The 15746-nt window shown below is 57.1% G+C and carries 9 protein-coding genes, 1 tRNA gene and 1 pseudogene; 7 read left to right on the top strand and 4 right to left on the bottom strand.

Annotated elements, in window-relative coordinates:
* The first annotated feature begins 330 nt into the window (after positions 1-330).
* The 5 genes from H3U90_RS01375 (at position 331) to H3U90_RS01355 (ending at position 9810) form a co-directional block, all read left to right on the top strand.
* Complete coding sequence (locus H3U90_RS01375) at positions 331-4884, top strand: discoidin domain-containing protein (protein WP_198176746.1); 4554 nt, start codon at positions 331-333, stop codon at positions 4882-4884.
* Positions 4885-5328: 444 nt separating this feature from the next.
* Complete coding sequence (locus H3U90_RS01370; RefSeq protein WP_029677855.1) at positions 5329-6267, top strand: carbohydrate ABC transporter permease; 939 nt, start codon at positions 5329-5331, stop codon at positions 6265-6267.
* The gene (locus tag H3U90_RS01365) at positions 6264-7238 is read left to right on the top strand and encodes a carbohydrate ABC transporter permease (RefSeq protein ID WP_198176745.1); all 975 of its coding nucleotides are present in this window, start codon (positions 6264-6266) and stop codon (positions 7236-7238) included. The genes H3U90_RS01370 and H3U90_RS01365 overlap by 4 nt, the downstream gene beginning before the upstream one ends.
* A 135-nt stretch (positions 7239-7373) precedes the next feature.
* Positions 7374-8711, top strand: a complete 1338-nt coding sequence (locus H3U90_RS01360) for an ABC transporter substrate-binding protein (RefSeq protein WP_198176744.1) — start codon at positions 7374-7376, stop codon at positions 8709-8711.
* Between the two features lie 244 nt (positions 8712-8955).
* Positions 8956-9810, top strand: a complete 855-nt coding sequence (locus tag H3U90_RS01355) for an AraC family transcriptional regulator (RefSeq protein WP_198176743.1) — start codon at positions 8956-8958, stop codon at positions 9808-9810.
* 289 nt (positions 9811-10099) lie between these two features.
* Here the strand turns inward: H3U90_RS01355 and H3U90_RS01350 are convergent, their stop codons facing one another.
* Positions 10100-10969: a class I SAM-dependent methyltransferase gene (locus H3U90_RS01350; RefSeq protein ID WP_232340631.1), complete on the bottom strand. Its 870-nt coding sequence runs from the start codon at positions 10967-10969 to the stop codon at positions 10100-10102.
* Positions 10970-11134: 165 nt separating this feature from the next.
* A tRNA-Arg gene (locus tag H3U90_RS01345) sits at positions 11135-11207 on the bottom strand.
* 196 nt (positions 11208-11403) lie between these two features.
* Here H3U90_RS01345 and H3U90_RS01340 point away from each other — a divergent pair.
* On the top strand, positions 11404-12429 hold the full coding sequence (locus H3U90_RS01340; protein WP_198176741.1) for an endonuclease/exonuclease/phosphatase family protein: 1026 nt from the start codon (positions 11404-11406) through the stop codon (positions 12427-12429).
* Positions 12430-12452: 23 nt separating this feature from the next.
* Here H3U90_RS01340 and H3U90_RS01335 read toward each other — a convergent pair whose 3' ends face one another.
* Together H3U90_RS01335 and xseA are read right to left on the bottom strand one after the other, a co-directional pair.
* Complete coding sequence (locus H3U90_RS01335; protein WP_198176740.1) at positions 12453-12776, bottom strand: exodeoxyribonuclease VII small subunit; 324 nt, start codon at positions 12774-12776, stop codon at positions 12453-12455.
* Positions 12777-12871: 95 nt separating this feature from the next.
* On the bottom strand, positions 12872-14146 hold the full coding sequence (xseA, locus tag H3U90_RS01330; protein ID WP_198177567.1) for an exodeoxyribonuclease VII large subunit: 1275 nt from the start codon (positions 14144-14146) through the stop codon (positions 12872-12874).
* Positions 14147-14642: 496 nt separating this feature from the next.
* On the opposite strand from xseA, the pseudogene H3U90_RS08430 reads away from it, so the two are divergent.
* A pseudogene (locus H3U90_RS08430) lies at positions 14643-15506 on the top strand (BadF/BadG/BcrA/BcrD ATPase family protein); the annotation flags it as partial.
* Positions 15507-15746: the final 240 nt, after the last annotated feature.

The following is a 15746-nucleotide window of genomic DNA, read 5'->3' as shown; positions in this document are numbered from 1 at the left end:
GAATGGTTCCAAGATTCAACCGGTCTAAGGATGCAGTTGGCGGGCATTGCTGGATTTCGGCAACAAATATCATCTTCTTGCTATGCAGGGGAAATGCCCGATTCCCGGGCTTACCGTATAGGCAAACGGAAGTCTTCCCGTCCGGCTCATATGTAGGTGGTTGGAAGTTAGCCACTTCCGCATGGCATGATATGCGACAGAGCAGTGCACGTAATCATGTCTCGTGACAGGGTCCTTATCTTGTAGCAATGGCGCCTTAAATGCCAGGACCCCGGGATGAGCCGTTGGGTGGACAGTCTAACTATTCAGAGAAGAATGAAGGTACAGGACATGAGCATATCCCACAAGGTCCTTGCAGGATTGATGGCAGGGGCCGTTCTTCTGACTGGTGCATCGATGGCGACTCCAGCCATGGCATCGGAGGATGAACAAACAATCAATGTGACGCCGAATCCCTGGTATGCCGATGGCCCCTTCCAGGGTTGGGGAACTTCCCTGGCATGGTTTGCCAATGCCACAGGCAACTATGGAGAACCCGGTTCAATCAGTCAATCCAGCGGAGACCCTCAGACCGATGCCAAGGCTTTGGCCTATGGGCGGCAACTTCGTGAGGATTTCTATACGAGCATCTTCGGTAAGGAGGGTCTTGGTCTCAACAAGGCTCGCTACAACATAGGCGGTGGCAATGCCTCGGACGTGGCATATGGCTATCCGTTCATGCGGCAGGGAGCCGCTATGCCCGGCTACTGGGCCCAGGACCCGGATGGCTCCTTGGGCCTTTACGGCGGTCTGGCGACAACGATGGCCAACAAGGCCGGCATTGATCGGGCTTTCGATCCTCACAGCGATGCCTCCTATGTGTGGGGATCCGCCTCCTCTGATTCCCCGCAGGCCCGCGACGTCAAGGCTCAGGAGTGGTGGCTGAAAAGGGGAGCTCAGAACCATGACATCGACCATGTCGAAGCTGCAGCAAACGCGGCTCCCTGGTTCATGACGGAAAGCGGGTATGTGAGCGGGGGCGATAGCGGGAATGCCAACAACCTTGCGGATGCGGACAAATTCGCTCAGTATCTGGCTGCGGTAACCCGGCATCTGTCACAGCTCAAGGCTGACAATGGGAACCGGGTTGGGATCAATACGGTCGAGCCTCTCAACGAGTCGGAGACCGGATACTGGAGTTCGCCGCGAGGCCGGGCTTCGGATGCCTGGCCAGCCGAGGACAGGGCTCTGATCGACCGATACTGGAATCGGTATTACCAGGGTAAGAACAAGGCTGTCACGCCGTATACCACCGAGGTCAAAAAGCCCCAGGAGGGTATGCATGTCGATACTGGGACAGCTGGCAATGCCATACGCGCGCTCAGATCGGCTCTGGATGCAGAAGGCCTGCAGCAGACTTTGGTTTCAGCTACCGATGCGACGGATTCAGGCCAGTTTGTCGATTCCTACCATCGCTATCCGCAGGATGTCAGGGATGCCATCGGCCAGTACAACACCCACGGGTATGGCACCAACCGCCAGCGGGCTGCCCGGGACATTGCCCAGGGGGATGGCAAAGCCTTGTCCATGAGCGAGGTGGATGGCTCCTGGCAATCCGGAGGCTTCAATCCCTATGGTTTCGACAATGCCTTGGGCATGGCCGGTAAGATCAACGCCGATGTCTACGCCTTGCAGTCCAGGGATTACACCTTCTGGCAGATCGGCGAGGACCTTTACAACGTGGCCACTGGTGACAAGGATATGAATGGCAACAGTGCCAATCCCAAGGGGGAGGACACCAATTGGGGCACTGTCTTTCTCGATTATGATTGCTCGGTCGCCGGCGTTGACGGCAAGCTCTACTCTCGCAGGGAAGTGGACAACAATGGAGGCCAGACCTCGGGAATTCGCCCCTGCCGGATCGTGGTCAACGCGAAGTACAATGCTGTTCGCGCCTACACCAAATTCATTCATCCAGGGGATTTCATCACCGCCAATAACGCCACCAAGGACAATATGACCGCCAGCTCGGCAGATGGCAAGACCCAGACGGTGATACACCGTAACGGCAGCAATCAGCCGCAGACGCTGGTCATCGATCTGTCAAACTACGGGAGCATCGATTCCGACGCGAGCGGAAAGCTCTTCCTGACCACCGAACCTGATCATCAGCAGGATATATACACGGCTGATATGAGCTATATGAACAAGTACTCCAATAAGGAGCAGCCGCATGGAGTCACCATCGATGCGGCAGCCAAGACGGCCACAGTCAAATTGCCGGCTCGTTCCATCGCCTCCATACAGCTCACCGGCGTATCCGGGGTCTCCCCGCAGGCCCAGGTCAAGGATGGCAGCACGATTCAGCTTCAAGGGCAGCAGTCAGGAAAGATGCTCACCGCGTCCTCCGATGGTCTTCTCATGCTTGAAGGTATGGCCAAGAATCCGGATCAGGGACGAGCCCAGGCTTTCACCGTCCACAGCGTCGAGTCCTCTGCCGGCAGTCCCAAGTTGCCTCGGTACCTGATCTCTTCTGCAGACGGGAGCAGGTTCCTTTGCGCGGACGGCCGGATGCGGGCGGGTACCAGGGCATCCATCGGTACCGATGCACGGTTCATCTGGATGCTCAATACGGAAAACGGCAAGACCTTCAGCCTGGTCAACCAGGCAGATAAGGTTGCCTTGGACGTGACTGGCCAGCGGACTGATGCGGGTGCCACGATCGCTGTGGCAGAATCGACCGGTGCTGACAACCAAGGATGGTACTTCCGGTCTACGGAGCCGACAGGCGCCGAGAAGACCACGGTCCAGGTGCCACTTGGCGGATCCGTGGCCATGCCTCAAACCGTGATTCCCTATTATTCCTGGGGTCAGGGGGAGCCAGTACCTGTGGTCTGGAAAACAGAGGCCGTTGATGTAGGTAGAGAGGGAACCTATCAGGTTCAAGGTGTTGCCACTGATTTCTTTGGCAATACATTCCCTTGCCAGGCATCGGTTTTCGTGGGTGATCTTACCGTGACTGATCCTGCATCCGCTACTATCCTCTTCGGTTTAGATGCCCAGGAGGCCCGCAAGGCGATGGAATCCACCACAGTTTACGCCCATGTCAAGGCTTCGCCGTCTATCAAGGTCGATCCTCATGCTGTCAGCTGGGATTGGGCTGATCTTCAAGGAAAGCTGGACCGGGCGCACGAGGGTGATGTGGTGCCTGTGAAAGGTACCCTGGCCATAGGCGGAGAGCGTTCCCTGCCCCTGTCTTTCAGCCTTTACCTGGAGGCGGCCAAACCACAGAATGTGGCTGATGTCAGCTACAACCTGACCGTTACCGACCAGGACGTTGAGTATGGCAAGGAGGATCAGTGGAGGAAACTCACTGATGGCAATATGCGGGAGGAAGCCTGGGCGACATGGAATTCGGCCGGCAACTACCGCCATAGCCCAACTGCCAATCTTGACTTCGGGCAAGTGCGTCAGCTGGATCGGGTGGCCATCACATACAAGGATCATCCGCCGGTGTCGGCCAAGGCTGAATACACCAACAATGGTGCCAACTGGAAGCCGCTGGGGAAGGTCGTCAACAACCCGCAGCCTGGTCAGACCGTGACCTTCCAGGCAGCAGGGATGGTAGGGGCCAGCAAGGTCCGCATCGTCAACACGGTAGACAACGCCTGGATGGATGCGGCGGAAATCGAAGCCTGGGCCCGTCCATGGGTAGGCCCGGTCAGAAATCTGGCTTGGGGCGCCGGCACCCACTTCTCAGTCAACGTCCAGGATGGTGATACGGCTGGAAAAGCCATTGACGGACATGTCGCCTCGGGGTGGTCCACCCAGTCGGCATCTTCGGATGTCGATCCGACAGCCACCTTCAACTTCGACAAAATCCGGACTATCAGCCAGGTCAAGACCGTCTTCCACTGGGATGGGCGAGCATCCTGGCCAAAGTCGCAGACCTTGGAATATTGCGATCAATCCGACAACTGGCACCGGCTGGAAACAAAGACGGGATGGTATCTTCCCCAGGCCGGTGGTACTGATGCCTCCACAGAAGCCGATGCGCCTACGGTGACCTTCACCCTGGCCAGCCCTGTCCAGGCAAAGGCGGTGCGGCTTGTCAACAGTCTCCAGGACACCAAAACGTATATCAACGTGGCCGAGATTGAGGTAAACGGCACGGAGAGTATTTCGGCCTTCGAGCCTGAGCCAGGCAATGATGCCAACCTGGCTGATCTGCGCTTGGACGGACAAACCATTACAGATTTCTCGTCCGATCGCAATGATTATGTAGTCGATTTGCCGGTTGGCTCCGAAAGCAACCCGGTCTTGCAGGCCTTTAGCAGGGACAACGCAGCCAAGGTGGTTCGGACTGATGAAAGAACCGGGATTGGAGGCAAGAGCCTGATTACCGTCACCTCTGCTGACGGTTCGCGCTCCAGGGTCTACTCGGTCCGCTACCGATCCTACGATTTGCAGGGTTTGCAGGTCGTCCCGCCAACGAAGACCAGCTATGCCATCGGCGAGCGGTTTGACCCAAGCGGATTGGCGGTCAGCGCTGTGTACATCTCCAAGGATAAGGATCGCGTCGAAGTCAGGTCTTTGGCCTTGGACGATCCCGAACTGTCGGTGACGGGCTTTGACTCTACTGTGGCCGGCAAAAAGACCGTTGTCGTGGCCTACCGTGGAGTGAACGCCAGCTTCAGTATTTGGGTAAACGCCGCCGGGCGGAATGCGTCCGGTACAGGCGCTGGCGGTGTGTACGGGAATCATTCTCCGCTCGGTGGACCTTCACATGCGGTTCTCGCGCATTCAGGAGCCTCCATAATCTCGGTAGCCCTGCTGGTCGGAGCTCTGGCGCTGACGTCGTTCGCGGCATTGCTCGGCAGGCGGTACCTGTCAAGCAGACGATAAGGGTACCGCGGGCGTCTTGTCTTCCAACACCCTGTGCGGTTCTGGTTCACCAAAGTTGCAATTGGCGAACCGGAACCGCTTTCAGGTAGTCAGACGACAAACCCCTTACAGTGAAAGCAATATTTCGATATTAGATAGCAGTTTTCATGTACGGAGCGTTCTATTTGTTTATAGACTGAAAGTACGTTAATGATTGTACTATCAACGTAATGAAAAGAGGCACAAGGATGTGTGCATATGAAAAACAATCGTGACCTTTTACAGCAAAACATCTACATTCAACAGAGTTGTCTGAATGGCTGACAGTTTCTGACATCTCGATGCTCAACGGCCAGTTGCAGGGGCGTCCGTTCCCTCGATTCCGGGTTGTTGACCCAGTTCTTCTTCGTCGTTGTTGACAGTAGGGGGTTGGGTTCACGCAATCAGACATCTCAAAGGAGAATAATGACATTTTCCAAATCGGCGGCAGGGCCAGCTGATGTCGCGAACAATCAGCAGTCGAGCACCGTCAACAAGCACAGACGGGATTGGCGCGGTTGGAAGTTCATGGGGCCTTTCGCTGTGGCTTTCCTGCTGGTGTTCATCATCCCGATCATCTACGCAATTTATATTTCTTTCTTTGAAAAACGGATGGTCGGGGGCACGGTTTTCGCCGGGCTCAGCAATTACAAACGTTTGTTCGCAGATGGTCATTTCTGGAGTTCGGTCGGCCGTGTCAGTGCTTTTACCCTGATCCAGGCGCCGCTCTGCCTCTTTCTGGCAGCCCTGTTGGCTCTGGCGATTGACTCCATGAGATTGCACGGAACCAAGTTCTTCCGAATTTCCACCTTCCTGCCTTATGCCGTTCCTGCCGTCGTGTCCACGCTGATCTGGGGATTCATGTACGGGGCCAAGTATGGACTGGTCGGCTCTTTCAATTCATGGACCGGCTTGCATCTGGACCTGCTGGCTTCCAATATTCTTCTGGTATCTATCGGCAACATCGTGACCTGGGAATACACCGGCTACAACATGCTGATCTTCTATTCCTCCCTGTCTACGATTCCGCATTCGCTCTATGAGGCGGCGGCAATCGACGGGGCCAGCGAATGGCAGATCGTCAGGCGGATCAAGATGCCGGAGTTGCGTGGAAGTCTGGCCATCACCGTGATTTTCAGCATCATCGGCTCCTTCCAGCTGTTCAATGAACCCTCGATCATGCAGAACATGGTGCCTGGGAACACCATTACCAGCTACTACACGCCGAATATGTACGCCTACAGTCTGAGCTTCGCGGGCAACCAGTCGAATTATGCCGCGGCCTTGGCCATTGTCATGGCGGTGATCACCATGGCGATCGCGTATGCGGTCCAGCTGAACAGTCTGAAGGAGCAGATGAAATGACCTCTGACATTTTGGATGAGTCGCCTTCAGCGATTCGGGCGCGTGAACGCAGACGTGCCAAGCGAGTAGCCAGGGATGAAAGGGCGGAACGCAAGCGCGCCGCAAAAAACGGATTCTCCAATCCCGCGAACCCTCGTCGCTCGATGACCCTGACGCTGGTTACCGGCATCTTCGCGCTATACTGCCTGTTTCCATTCGCCTACCTGATCGTCAACGCCACTAAGACGCAGTCCGACTTCACCTCGACCTTCGGTCTTTGGTTTGGTCACACCTTCGCGCTTTGGGACAACATAACCACGGTCTTCACCTATGAGGACGGCATATTCGGACGTTGGCTCTTGAACACGCTGCTCTACGTGGTTGTGGGAGCGGGTGGCGCAACCGTACTGGCCATCATGGGCGGATACGCCTTGGCCAAGTTCGCTTTTCCTGGCCGCAAGGCAGTCTTCGCGGTCGTGCTGGGTTCCATCAGTGTGCCCGGCATTGCCCTGGCTGTTCCGCAGTTTCTTCTGTTCGCCAAGATGGGCTTGACCAATACGCCCTGGGCCATGATCCTGCCCAGCCTTATCAGTCCCTTTGGCCTGTACCTCATGTGGATATTCTCCGAGCAGGCTGTTCCCACAGAGCTCCTGGAGGCGGCCAGGGTTGACGGTGCAGGGGAGTTCAGAACCTTCCTGACCATCAGTCTGCCCCTGCTGGCTCCCGGAATCGTAACCACGGCCCTGTTCGCCATAGTGGCCACCTGGAATAACTACTTCCTGCCCCTGATCATGCTGAAGGATGCCAATTGGTACCCCCTGACCATCGGGCTGAACCAATGGAAGAACCAGGCCAACACTGCCGGCGGTCACGCCATACAGAATCTCGTCATCACCGGATCGCTGATCACTGTCGTTCCTCTGATGATCGCTTTCCTGATTCTCCAACGGTACTGGCAGTCCGGACTGGCTGCAGGAGCAGTCAAGGAATAAATGAATTTTTGAAAATTGCGGTCACTTAAGCCATCGCAAGGTGAGTGGCCGGGAAGGGAGTCTCTCGTCTGTCATACGGCAAGGATTCATCCCAATAAAAGCTGATGGAAAGCACTAAGAGAAAAGAGTGATGTAATGAAACATGCAAAAGGGTTGAAGCGCCTAGTGGCTTGTGCCGGCGTGCTGGCCATGTTTCTCGGCGTCACCGCCTGCGGCGGTAGCAAGCAGAGCAGTGGCGACGAGAATGTGGAGCTGAACGTCTGGGCATGGGAGCCCACCTTGAAGGCCGCAACCAAGGAGTTCGAGAAGAAGTACCCGAACATCAAGATCAAGCTGCAGAACGCCGGGACAGCCAAGGAGCAGTACACGGCGCTTGACAACGCCTTCCAGGCAGGCAAGGGGGCACCCGATGTGGCGCAAATCGAACTTTATGCCCTGAGCCAGTATGCCATCAATGATCGGCTGACTGATCTGAGTGACAGGACCAAGGGCTACTCGAAGTTCTACAATCCCGGCACTTGGAATTCGGTTCTGGTCAACAAAAAGCCCTACGGACTGCCCTTTGGTTCTGGAGCCATGGCCTTCTTCTACAACAAGGATGTGTTTGACAAGGCTGGCGTTGATGCGACCCAGATCAAGACCTGGGATCAGTATTACGAGGCTGCTAAGAAGATTCGGGCGGTGGGTTCCTACATCGCTGCCGATTCCGGTGACGCGGGCTTCTTCGACGCCATGATATGGCAGGCCAACGGGCATCCTTACAAGCTGTCCGCAGACGGCAAGGATCTGTCCATCAACCTCGATTCCGACAAGGGGACTCAGAGTTTCATCAAGTGGTGGCAGAAGATGATCGACGAGGATTTGGTCGACACCAAGACCGTCATCTGGACCGAGGACTGGAACAAGAGCCTGAACAATGGCAAGCTCGCCTCTGCGCTGATCGGCTGCTGGATTCCAACTACGCTGGTCAACGTGGCACCCGACCAAGCTGGCAAGTGGAGGGTCACTACCATGCCCACCCAGGATGGATCTGCGGTCAACTCCAACCATGGCGGTTCGTCGCTGGCGATTATGGATTCAAGCAAGAAGACCGATGCAGCCTATAAGTACATTGATTTCATCTCGCGGAACCAGGCCAGCATTGACGCTCGCGTGGCAGGCGGTTCATTCCCCGACGATGTGAAGACCACCGAATCGAAGAAGTTCAAGGAGGCCACCACCGTCAAGAACACCAAGGGCGATGACATCGAATACTTCGGCGGTCAGAAGTATAACGAGGTTCTGGCCAAGGCGGCAAGCGATGTGATTCCTGGCCACGCCACGCTGCCCTTCGAGGTCTATGCGCGGACCGTATTCGCTGACGACGTCGGTTCCGCCTACACCGACAAGAAGATCACTCTGAAGCAGGGTGTGGATGCCTGGCAGAAGCACCTGAAGGAATACGGTAAGCAGCAGGGCTTCAACGTACATTGATCTTCATAAAGTAAATGGAAACACCGCCGTTGCCTTGTATTGTTTGGGTATGAGGCAACGGCCTTGCTGTATCAGCAAGGACGACGTCCTATGGCTTGATGCATGTATTGTCTCGTGGCTTCATGCGTAAGGTTGAGGCTGCCGGTTGCATGCGTGTATTCCTGGCATCGTTTGACGGTGGCCAGCCAGGAGCGGCTGTCATGATTCGTGGGGAATGTGGTTTGTGCGGAAAGGAGGATATATCGTGGCGAAGCCTGCTGAACACGGCATCGATGTCAATGCCTCTGACTTTTTGATTCACACCCCTTCGGCTATCGCGCGAACAACATTTTTCTATCCGCTACGGGTGGGCAAATTCTCATATGAACCCGGTTACAGGTTGGAGCGACGATCCTTTGACAGCTATCTGATCATTCATATCGATAGCGGCAGGCTGACACTGGACCTGCCTGAAGGGTCCTTCGTAGCCGAGGAGGGCCGATTTGCGCTGGTCAACTGCTACGCACACCATGCCTACGGCACCGATGTCCCGACGACCGCCCAATGGCTCCACTTCGACGGCATCATGGCCCGGCCCTACTACGACTACATCATCAGGAAGCTGAGCAACATCTTCATGCTCTCCTCCGAGACCTACGCCTTGGAGCGGATGCGGACCATCACTTCTTTAATGACGGCGGAGAACGGCTATTCGGAAGCGAGGATGTCCAAATACATCACCGATCTGCTCACCGAGTTTGCCGATGAGCAGCCGCGCTCCTTCAAACGAAAGCAGGAGGAGGTGGTTGAGGACACGATCGCCTACGTGTCCTCCCACTTGTATGAGCCGCTCACCGTCTCCGAGCTGGCCAAACGGGTCTTTCTGAGCGAGTACCACTTCATTCGGTTGTTCAAGCAGGAGACCGGCATCACACCCCATGCCTACCTGGTGGATTCCCGGATTCATGCAGTGCAGTATTTGCTGGTAAACACCGGGATGTCCATACGACAGATTTGCCAGCAGTGCGGTTTCACATCCGAATCCTCATTGTGCGCCTCCTTCAAGAAAAGCACGGGCATGACACCCATGAAGTATCGCAGACTCAAGCAGGGCGGATGACTGACAGGAGTGATTGGGCTGTCGGCGCCAGCGGCTTACCTGCATAAACGCATTTCTAAAATGCGCGTTTTGCGCATTCTTACATCTCGGCCTTCCACGGATCTGTCTCTCGACATTGGCGGGATCGAAGGTGAACGATAATGCGTTATCGTAATTCGGTATGGAATGCTGCTGTTAATTCCGTTGCGCAACTTATGCTGCAACGGAATTAACAGCAGCCAATCTGTTGAACGGGCCGCCGGACCAAGTCAGGCCATGTCTCAACAAAACCACGCTCGTACTTGCTCGGTCAGGCTTTCTTTCTGGCTACCATCGAGAAGGTCAGGGGGATTTGAGGCTGATCGTGGGGCATGATCCATCCCTGGAGGTCTGGACTGTACTCAAGCATTGGCAGTGACTGCCAGTCGTCCACATTATGCTCGCCGATGGCCTCTATAGTCAGTCCGGCATCCAGAAGAGCGCCGCTTATTTCCTGGAAGTCATGAGCCCAATTGTGATTGGTGGTGTGGGTAATTTGGGGTTTTGTCCCATCTTCGAGCGAGTCGGTTGCTGACGTGTAGCTTTGATCCGTCTCGTAGGTCGTTTCTGTTCCGCCAAAATAATCTTGAACTATCGACATGCCCTCATTGTTCAAGGCGAAAAGCAGTGGATGGTTGTCGCGGATCATGAATATTCCACCGTCTGCTAGAAGAGAGGCGATTGAACGAGCCCAGTCCTTCAAATCGGGAAGCCAGGTGATGGTTCCGCAACTGGTGACGATTACATCGAATGAGCCTTTCTGCTCGGGCATGGCATCGGCAGCGCAACGAGCATCACTTTGAACATAGGTTATGGATGCGCCGGCCCGTTCAGACAGTTTCCTGGCATAATCCAGCGAGGTGGGAGAGAAATCCAGTCCATATACATCTCGTGCTCCCAAGCGCCACCACGAGATGGTATCAGAGCCTATATGGCATTGCAGATGCAAAAGGCGCAGCCCTTTGATGCTGTGTTCGGGCAGATGGGGCTTCAAGACCTCCAGATCTCGCAGGGTTACTGACGACAGGGCCGATGGGTCATCCGCAAATGCGTCAAGGTCTCCATAGCCACCGTTGGCATGCACAACCGCCCTGTCATTCCAGTTGAGGAGATTATCCTCTACATCCTCTTTCTGGTGCATTTGATGAGGCACGGTATTCCTTTCTGATTAGGCTTATCAACAGTGATCGAGCCGGACAGTATCCAGAGCAGGTTTTCAAGTGCATATTTGCGCAGACTCGTCAGTCATGTGCGAATATGCAACTCTTTATTATCCTGAATATTTACTTCGTTGGCAAATACAGGGTGCCCCGGATGCGATTCGAACGCACGACACCTTCTTTAGGAGAGAAGTGCTCTATCCCCTGAGCTACCGGGGCAACGGAAACTACTGTACCACGAGGTGGGACTTGGGCAGGTCGCTGCTGTGCGGGCTGGCACCGTGCTCTTCCTGGAGAAGTTAGGTTGATATACCTGCCCGCCATACGGTCGTGGTTTACAATTGCTCAACGGCCGAGCTGACTGTGCATTCCTCGGAAGGGGGACCGGGTCGGCGATGATTTGCTGGAGGAGACCATGGCGAGATTCAGACAGTCCTTCGTAGTAAGGCATGTCTTTGGGTGGACAGCCAGGCTGCTTGCCCTGGTCAGTTTGGTGGCCCTAGCGGCGCGTGCCTGCCCGGCATGGCTGTCATCGATCCCATACCTGCCGGACCTGGCCGCTCTGACGCCCTGGTTCATCCTCTTGGGCCTGCTGGCCCTGGTCCTGGCTCTGATGGCTTCAAGATGGTTTACGGCTTTGGTTCTTATCGCCGCCTTGGCCATGAATGTCTACTGGCAGTATCCCTTCTATCAAGAAGGGTCCCAGCTCAACGGGCGAGCCGATCAGCTCATGGCTCTTGAGCATTCCGACAGGTACGATGATGTGGCCCGGGTCATGACGCTGAACGTCTACAAGGGTCAGGCCGATGCCAATCAGGTGGTCAAGACCGTAAGCGACAACCGGGTCGAGGTGCTTGCTCTGCAGGAGGTCAGCGAGGGTTTTGTGGACCGTCTGCACAAGGCCGGTATCGACCGCTACCTGCCCCACGAGCAGCTTTCCACATCTTCGAAGGAATACGCCAATGGTCTTTGGACGGCTGCGCCAATGCAGTCACCCTCAAAGGACGACGTGGGTTCCCGTTCCTCCATGATGCCGGCGGCCAGCATCGACTTCGGCAGGGGCAAGACCAGTGTCAGATTCGTCTCGGTCCATACCACCTCGCCGCAACCGGGCAGTTGGAACGCCTGGCGACGCAGCGTGTCCGACCTGGGGAAACTGCGAAAGCACGAGCACACGCGATACGTGCTGATGGGCGACTTCAACGCCACCTATGACCATGCGGTATTCCGAGACATGCTGGGGGAGCGGTTCAGCGACGGGGCGCGTCAGGCCGGACATGGCATGAGCATGACCTGGCCGGCCGACAGGGCCCCCTTGCCCAGGTTGGCGGCCATCGATCATGTTGTGGTGGACCGTGACATCAGGGCCAATCGGCTGCAGGCCGTACCCATAGCGGGATCGGATCATGCAGCTCTGCTGGCCACAGTGATGGTGGAGTAGAAGAGATGTCGGAGTAGGGGACTTCAGGCATCCAGGTTGGACTGGGTGCCAGCCTGGGCCCCGGCGCTGGCCTGCTCCTGCTGGGCCGCATCGAGTTTGGCCCGCACCTGGCCCAGCAGCTCCTGGGCGCGCTTGGCGAGGGCCTCGCCAATCTCCCACTGACGCATGGAGGCATCCAGGTCCAGGCCGCCGGCCTCCAGTGCCTGAACCGCCTGGATTAGCTGATCCCGGGCCTGCTCATAGGGCAGTTTGGCGATGGTATCGCGTTCCTTCTGGCTCAAGGCCGAAGCCAGTACCGGCTCTTCCTCACCCTGCTCCTTGGTCTGCGCCTCGTCGGTGTCGCTCATGCCTGCTCCTCTTCTTATCTGGTGCGTTATCAAATTTTTAATTAATAAGGATGATTATCGCTGATGATTATATGTGGCTGACCGCGTAGGATCGGTCACTGCCCGCTGACGACCCTGGTCTCGATCCGGCCTTCTTTGACGGTCAGGGTCAGATCCTGATCGGTATGGACCTGCTGGGGACTGACGACCACCTTCCCGTCCAGGGTCTGCACGACTGCGTATCCGCGGTCCAGCGTGGACTGGGGAGAGAGGGCGGTCAGCGAGGACTGGAGCTTCTCCACGGTCAGGGATGCGTCGTCCACGATCCGCCGAAGGGCGATGTCCAGGCGAACCAGGGACTCATCGACCAGCCGCTGGGGCTTGTCCAGCATGGTCTGCGGCTTGGTCAGGCTGGGGCGGTTGGCGTATCCCTCGATCAGCCGTGTCTCGCCTTCGACCATATTCTCGATGCGCGCGTTTATGCGCATCCGGGCCTCTTGGATGATGCCCTCCTGCTCGACCAGGTCGGGCACCACCCGCTTGGCTGCGTCGGTGGGGGTTGAGGCGCGCAGATCCGCCGCCAGGTCTATCAGGGTCCAGTCGTCCTCGTGGCCGATGGCCGAGACGATGGGGGTGACGCAGGCTGCCGTGGCCCGGACCACGGACTCGTCCGAGAAGCCCAGCAGGTCCTCGAAGCTGCCGCCGCCCCTGGCCACGATGATCACATCCACAGCAGGATCAGCATCCAGCTTCTGGATGGCCTCGACCACCTCGCGCGGGCACTGAGGACCCTGGACGTGGGCGTGCACCACGGAGAATTCGATGGTGGGCCAGCGCAGACGGGCGTTGGTGATCACATCCCCCTCGGCCCTGGCCTTGGGTGCGCAGATCAGGCCGATGCGCCGGGGGAATTCGGGCAGGGGAACCTTGTTTTCCGCATCGAAGAGGCCCTCGCCCTTGAGCTTACGCCTGAGCTGGTCGATCTGCTCCTTCAAGTCTCCGGTGCCCACACGCTTGATCCTGTCGGCCATGAAGCTCAGACGGGTCTGTTTGATCCACAGGTCGGGCCGCCCGTGCACCACCACCCGGTCGCCCTGGCGGAATTCCCTGGCCTGGGTGGCGAAGGCGCGGAAGCCCATGACGTTGATGGAGATGTCCTCGAAGTTGTCACGCAGGGTCAGGTATGCCGAACCAGTCCGGCGGGTGTTGATCTCCACGATCTGACCCTCCACCCAGGCTCCGGGCCAGCGGGCCACTGCGTCGTGGTACTTCTGGCTGAGCACGCTGACCGGCCATGGATCTTCCTCGGTGGTATCGCGTGCCAGGCGGGGCAGTTGATCCAAGGGCCTGGGGGCCAGTCCGGATGGGGCTGAGCCAGCCGGCGTACCCATCGACCCGCGCATGTTCGAACCCATGTATGCTCGCACCTGATGCCTCCTGACCATCGGTTCCACCAGCCTGACCAACCCATCCGGCATGGCCTGTACAGGACGGTATGCGGGTTGGTCAGCAAAGGAAACGTCCTTTCAGGGTCTCTCAATACGGGGACAATTCCATGTCCTCTGCAGGCCCTCTCTTGATTGTTCCTAAGCCGATTTCGCCGAGGGCACAGTGTCATTTCTCCCGCTTGCCAGGAGGCCGTGATTGAGGTGAAAGTGTGGAGGAGAAGGGTTGGAACAACGCCTTGAGGCAACTGCCCTCGTCTGCGGCTTGCCTGCAGCAGAGGCGGTTTTCCCAGCGGCTGTGTCAAAGGAGACAGTCTTGTTTCCCTCATATCGCGGAAGTTATTCACGCTCTGGCGGTAGCATAAATAAAGTAAGCCGGATATGATGTGGTGTCTGCTTTTCGAGCCCATCATGCGGCGGTCTCACGGATTGAGGTTGTTTCATGTCTGATGGCATCGACATAGCGGGTCGATATAAGGGCACAGGACCGCGGGATCTCCTGCGTGTGGGTTTGGACATTGGTTCCACCACAGTCAAGGCCGTGGTTCTTGGCAGAGGAGACAGGCTGGATCAGGCGCTTTTCAGCGACTATCGCCGCCACCACGCCAATGTGCGACAGTGCGTGGCGGAACTGGTCACCGACATCAGGCTTTCCCTGTCACGGGTTGGCCTGGCCGGCAACCCCATCAGCCTGGTGATCACCGGCTCGGGCGGGTTGGAGCTTGCCAGCCAGCTTCAGGCTGAGTTTGCCCAGGAGGTCATCGCCGAGACCGAGGCCATCAACGCCACCTATCCCGAAGGGGACGTGATCATCGAGCTGGGCGGCGAGGATGCCAAGATCACCTATCTGAAGCCCACCCCGGAGCAGCGGATGAACGGATCCTGCGCAGGCGGGACCGGAGCCTTCATTGACCAGATGGCCACCCTGCTCAATACCGATGCTTCAGGCCTGAACGATATGGCCTCCAAATACAAGACCATTTATCCCATCGCATCGCGTTGCGGGGTCTTCGCCAAGTCCGACCTGCAGCCCCTGATCAACGACGGAGCCGCCAAGGAGGATCTGGCTGCATCCATCTTCAACGCCGTTGCCACACAGACCATTTCAGGTCTGGCCTGCGGACGTCCCATCCGTGGCAACGTGATCTTTTTGGGTGGGCCCCTCTTCTTTATGAGTGAGCTGAGGGAAGCCTTCAAACGGATCCTCCAGGACAGGGTCAGCCGCTACATCATTCCCGAGAACGCGCACCTCTATGTGGCCTATGGCGCCGCCATCATGGCTGGCCGCCACGACCAGGACGACCAGGACAAGGCCGAGCAGGTCAAGACCGACTACTCGCCAGAGACCGATGTAAACGACCCCTTCGGCCCGGCCTGGGGGCTGGACCGGGCTGAAGTCGACAAGGCGAGGTCCGAGAAGGCTTCGAACCTGGACAAGATGGCTCTGCAGGATGCCATGCAGGATGGCCGCACCACCACCTTGGTGGACGGTGGGAACAAGGTTCCGGCGGCTGAGGCCGCCACGGATGCCAGCCGAAATCAGGAC

It is taken from the genome of Bifidobacterium sp. W8103 (assembly GCF_016100775.1).
In the GTDB taxonomy this organism is placed as follows: Bacteria; Actinomycetota; Actinomycetes; order Actinomycetales; family Bifidobacteriaceae; genus Bombiscardovia; species Bombiscardovia choladohabitans.
Note: the sequence above shows the minus strand (reverse complement) of the source record. Positions and strands in the feature narration are given on the sequence as shown.

Excerpts from the sequence above, each read along its gene's own strand:
- H3U90_RS01370 (WP_029677855.1), top strand. The coding sequence starts at position 5,329 with ATGACATTTTCCAAATCGGCGGCAGGGCCAGCTGATGTCGCGAACAAT.
- H3U90_RS01340 (WP_198176741.1), top strand. The coding sequence starts at position 11,404 with ATGGCGAGATTCAGACAGTCCTTCGTAGTAAGGCATGTCTTTGGGTGG.
- H3U90_RS01360 (WP_198176744.1), top strand. The coding sequence starts at position 7,374 with ATGAAACATGCAAAAGGGTTGAAGCGCCTAGTGGCTTGTGCCGGCGTG.
- H3U90_RS01375 (WP_198176746.1), top strand. The coding sequence starts at position 331 with ATGAGCATATCCCACAAGGTCCTTGCAGGATTGATGGCAGGGGCCGTT.
- H3U90_RS01350 (WP_232340631.1), bottom strand. The coding sequence starts at position 10,969 with ATGCACCAGAAAGAGGATGTAGAGGATAATCTCCTCAACTGGAATGAC.
- xseA (WP_198177567.1), bottom strand. The coding sequence starts at position 14,146 with ATGGGTACGCCGGCTGGCTCAGCCCCATCCGGACTGGCCCCCAGGCCC.
- H3U90_RS01365 (WP_198176745.1), top strand. The coding sequence starts at position 6,264 with ATGACCTCTGACATTTTGGATGAGTCGCCTTCAGCGATTCGGGCGCGT.
- H3U90_RS01335 (WP_198176740.1), bottom strand. The coding sequence starts at position 12,776 with ATGAGCGACACCGACGAGGCGCAGACCAAGGAGCAGGGTGAGGAAGAG.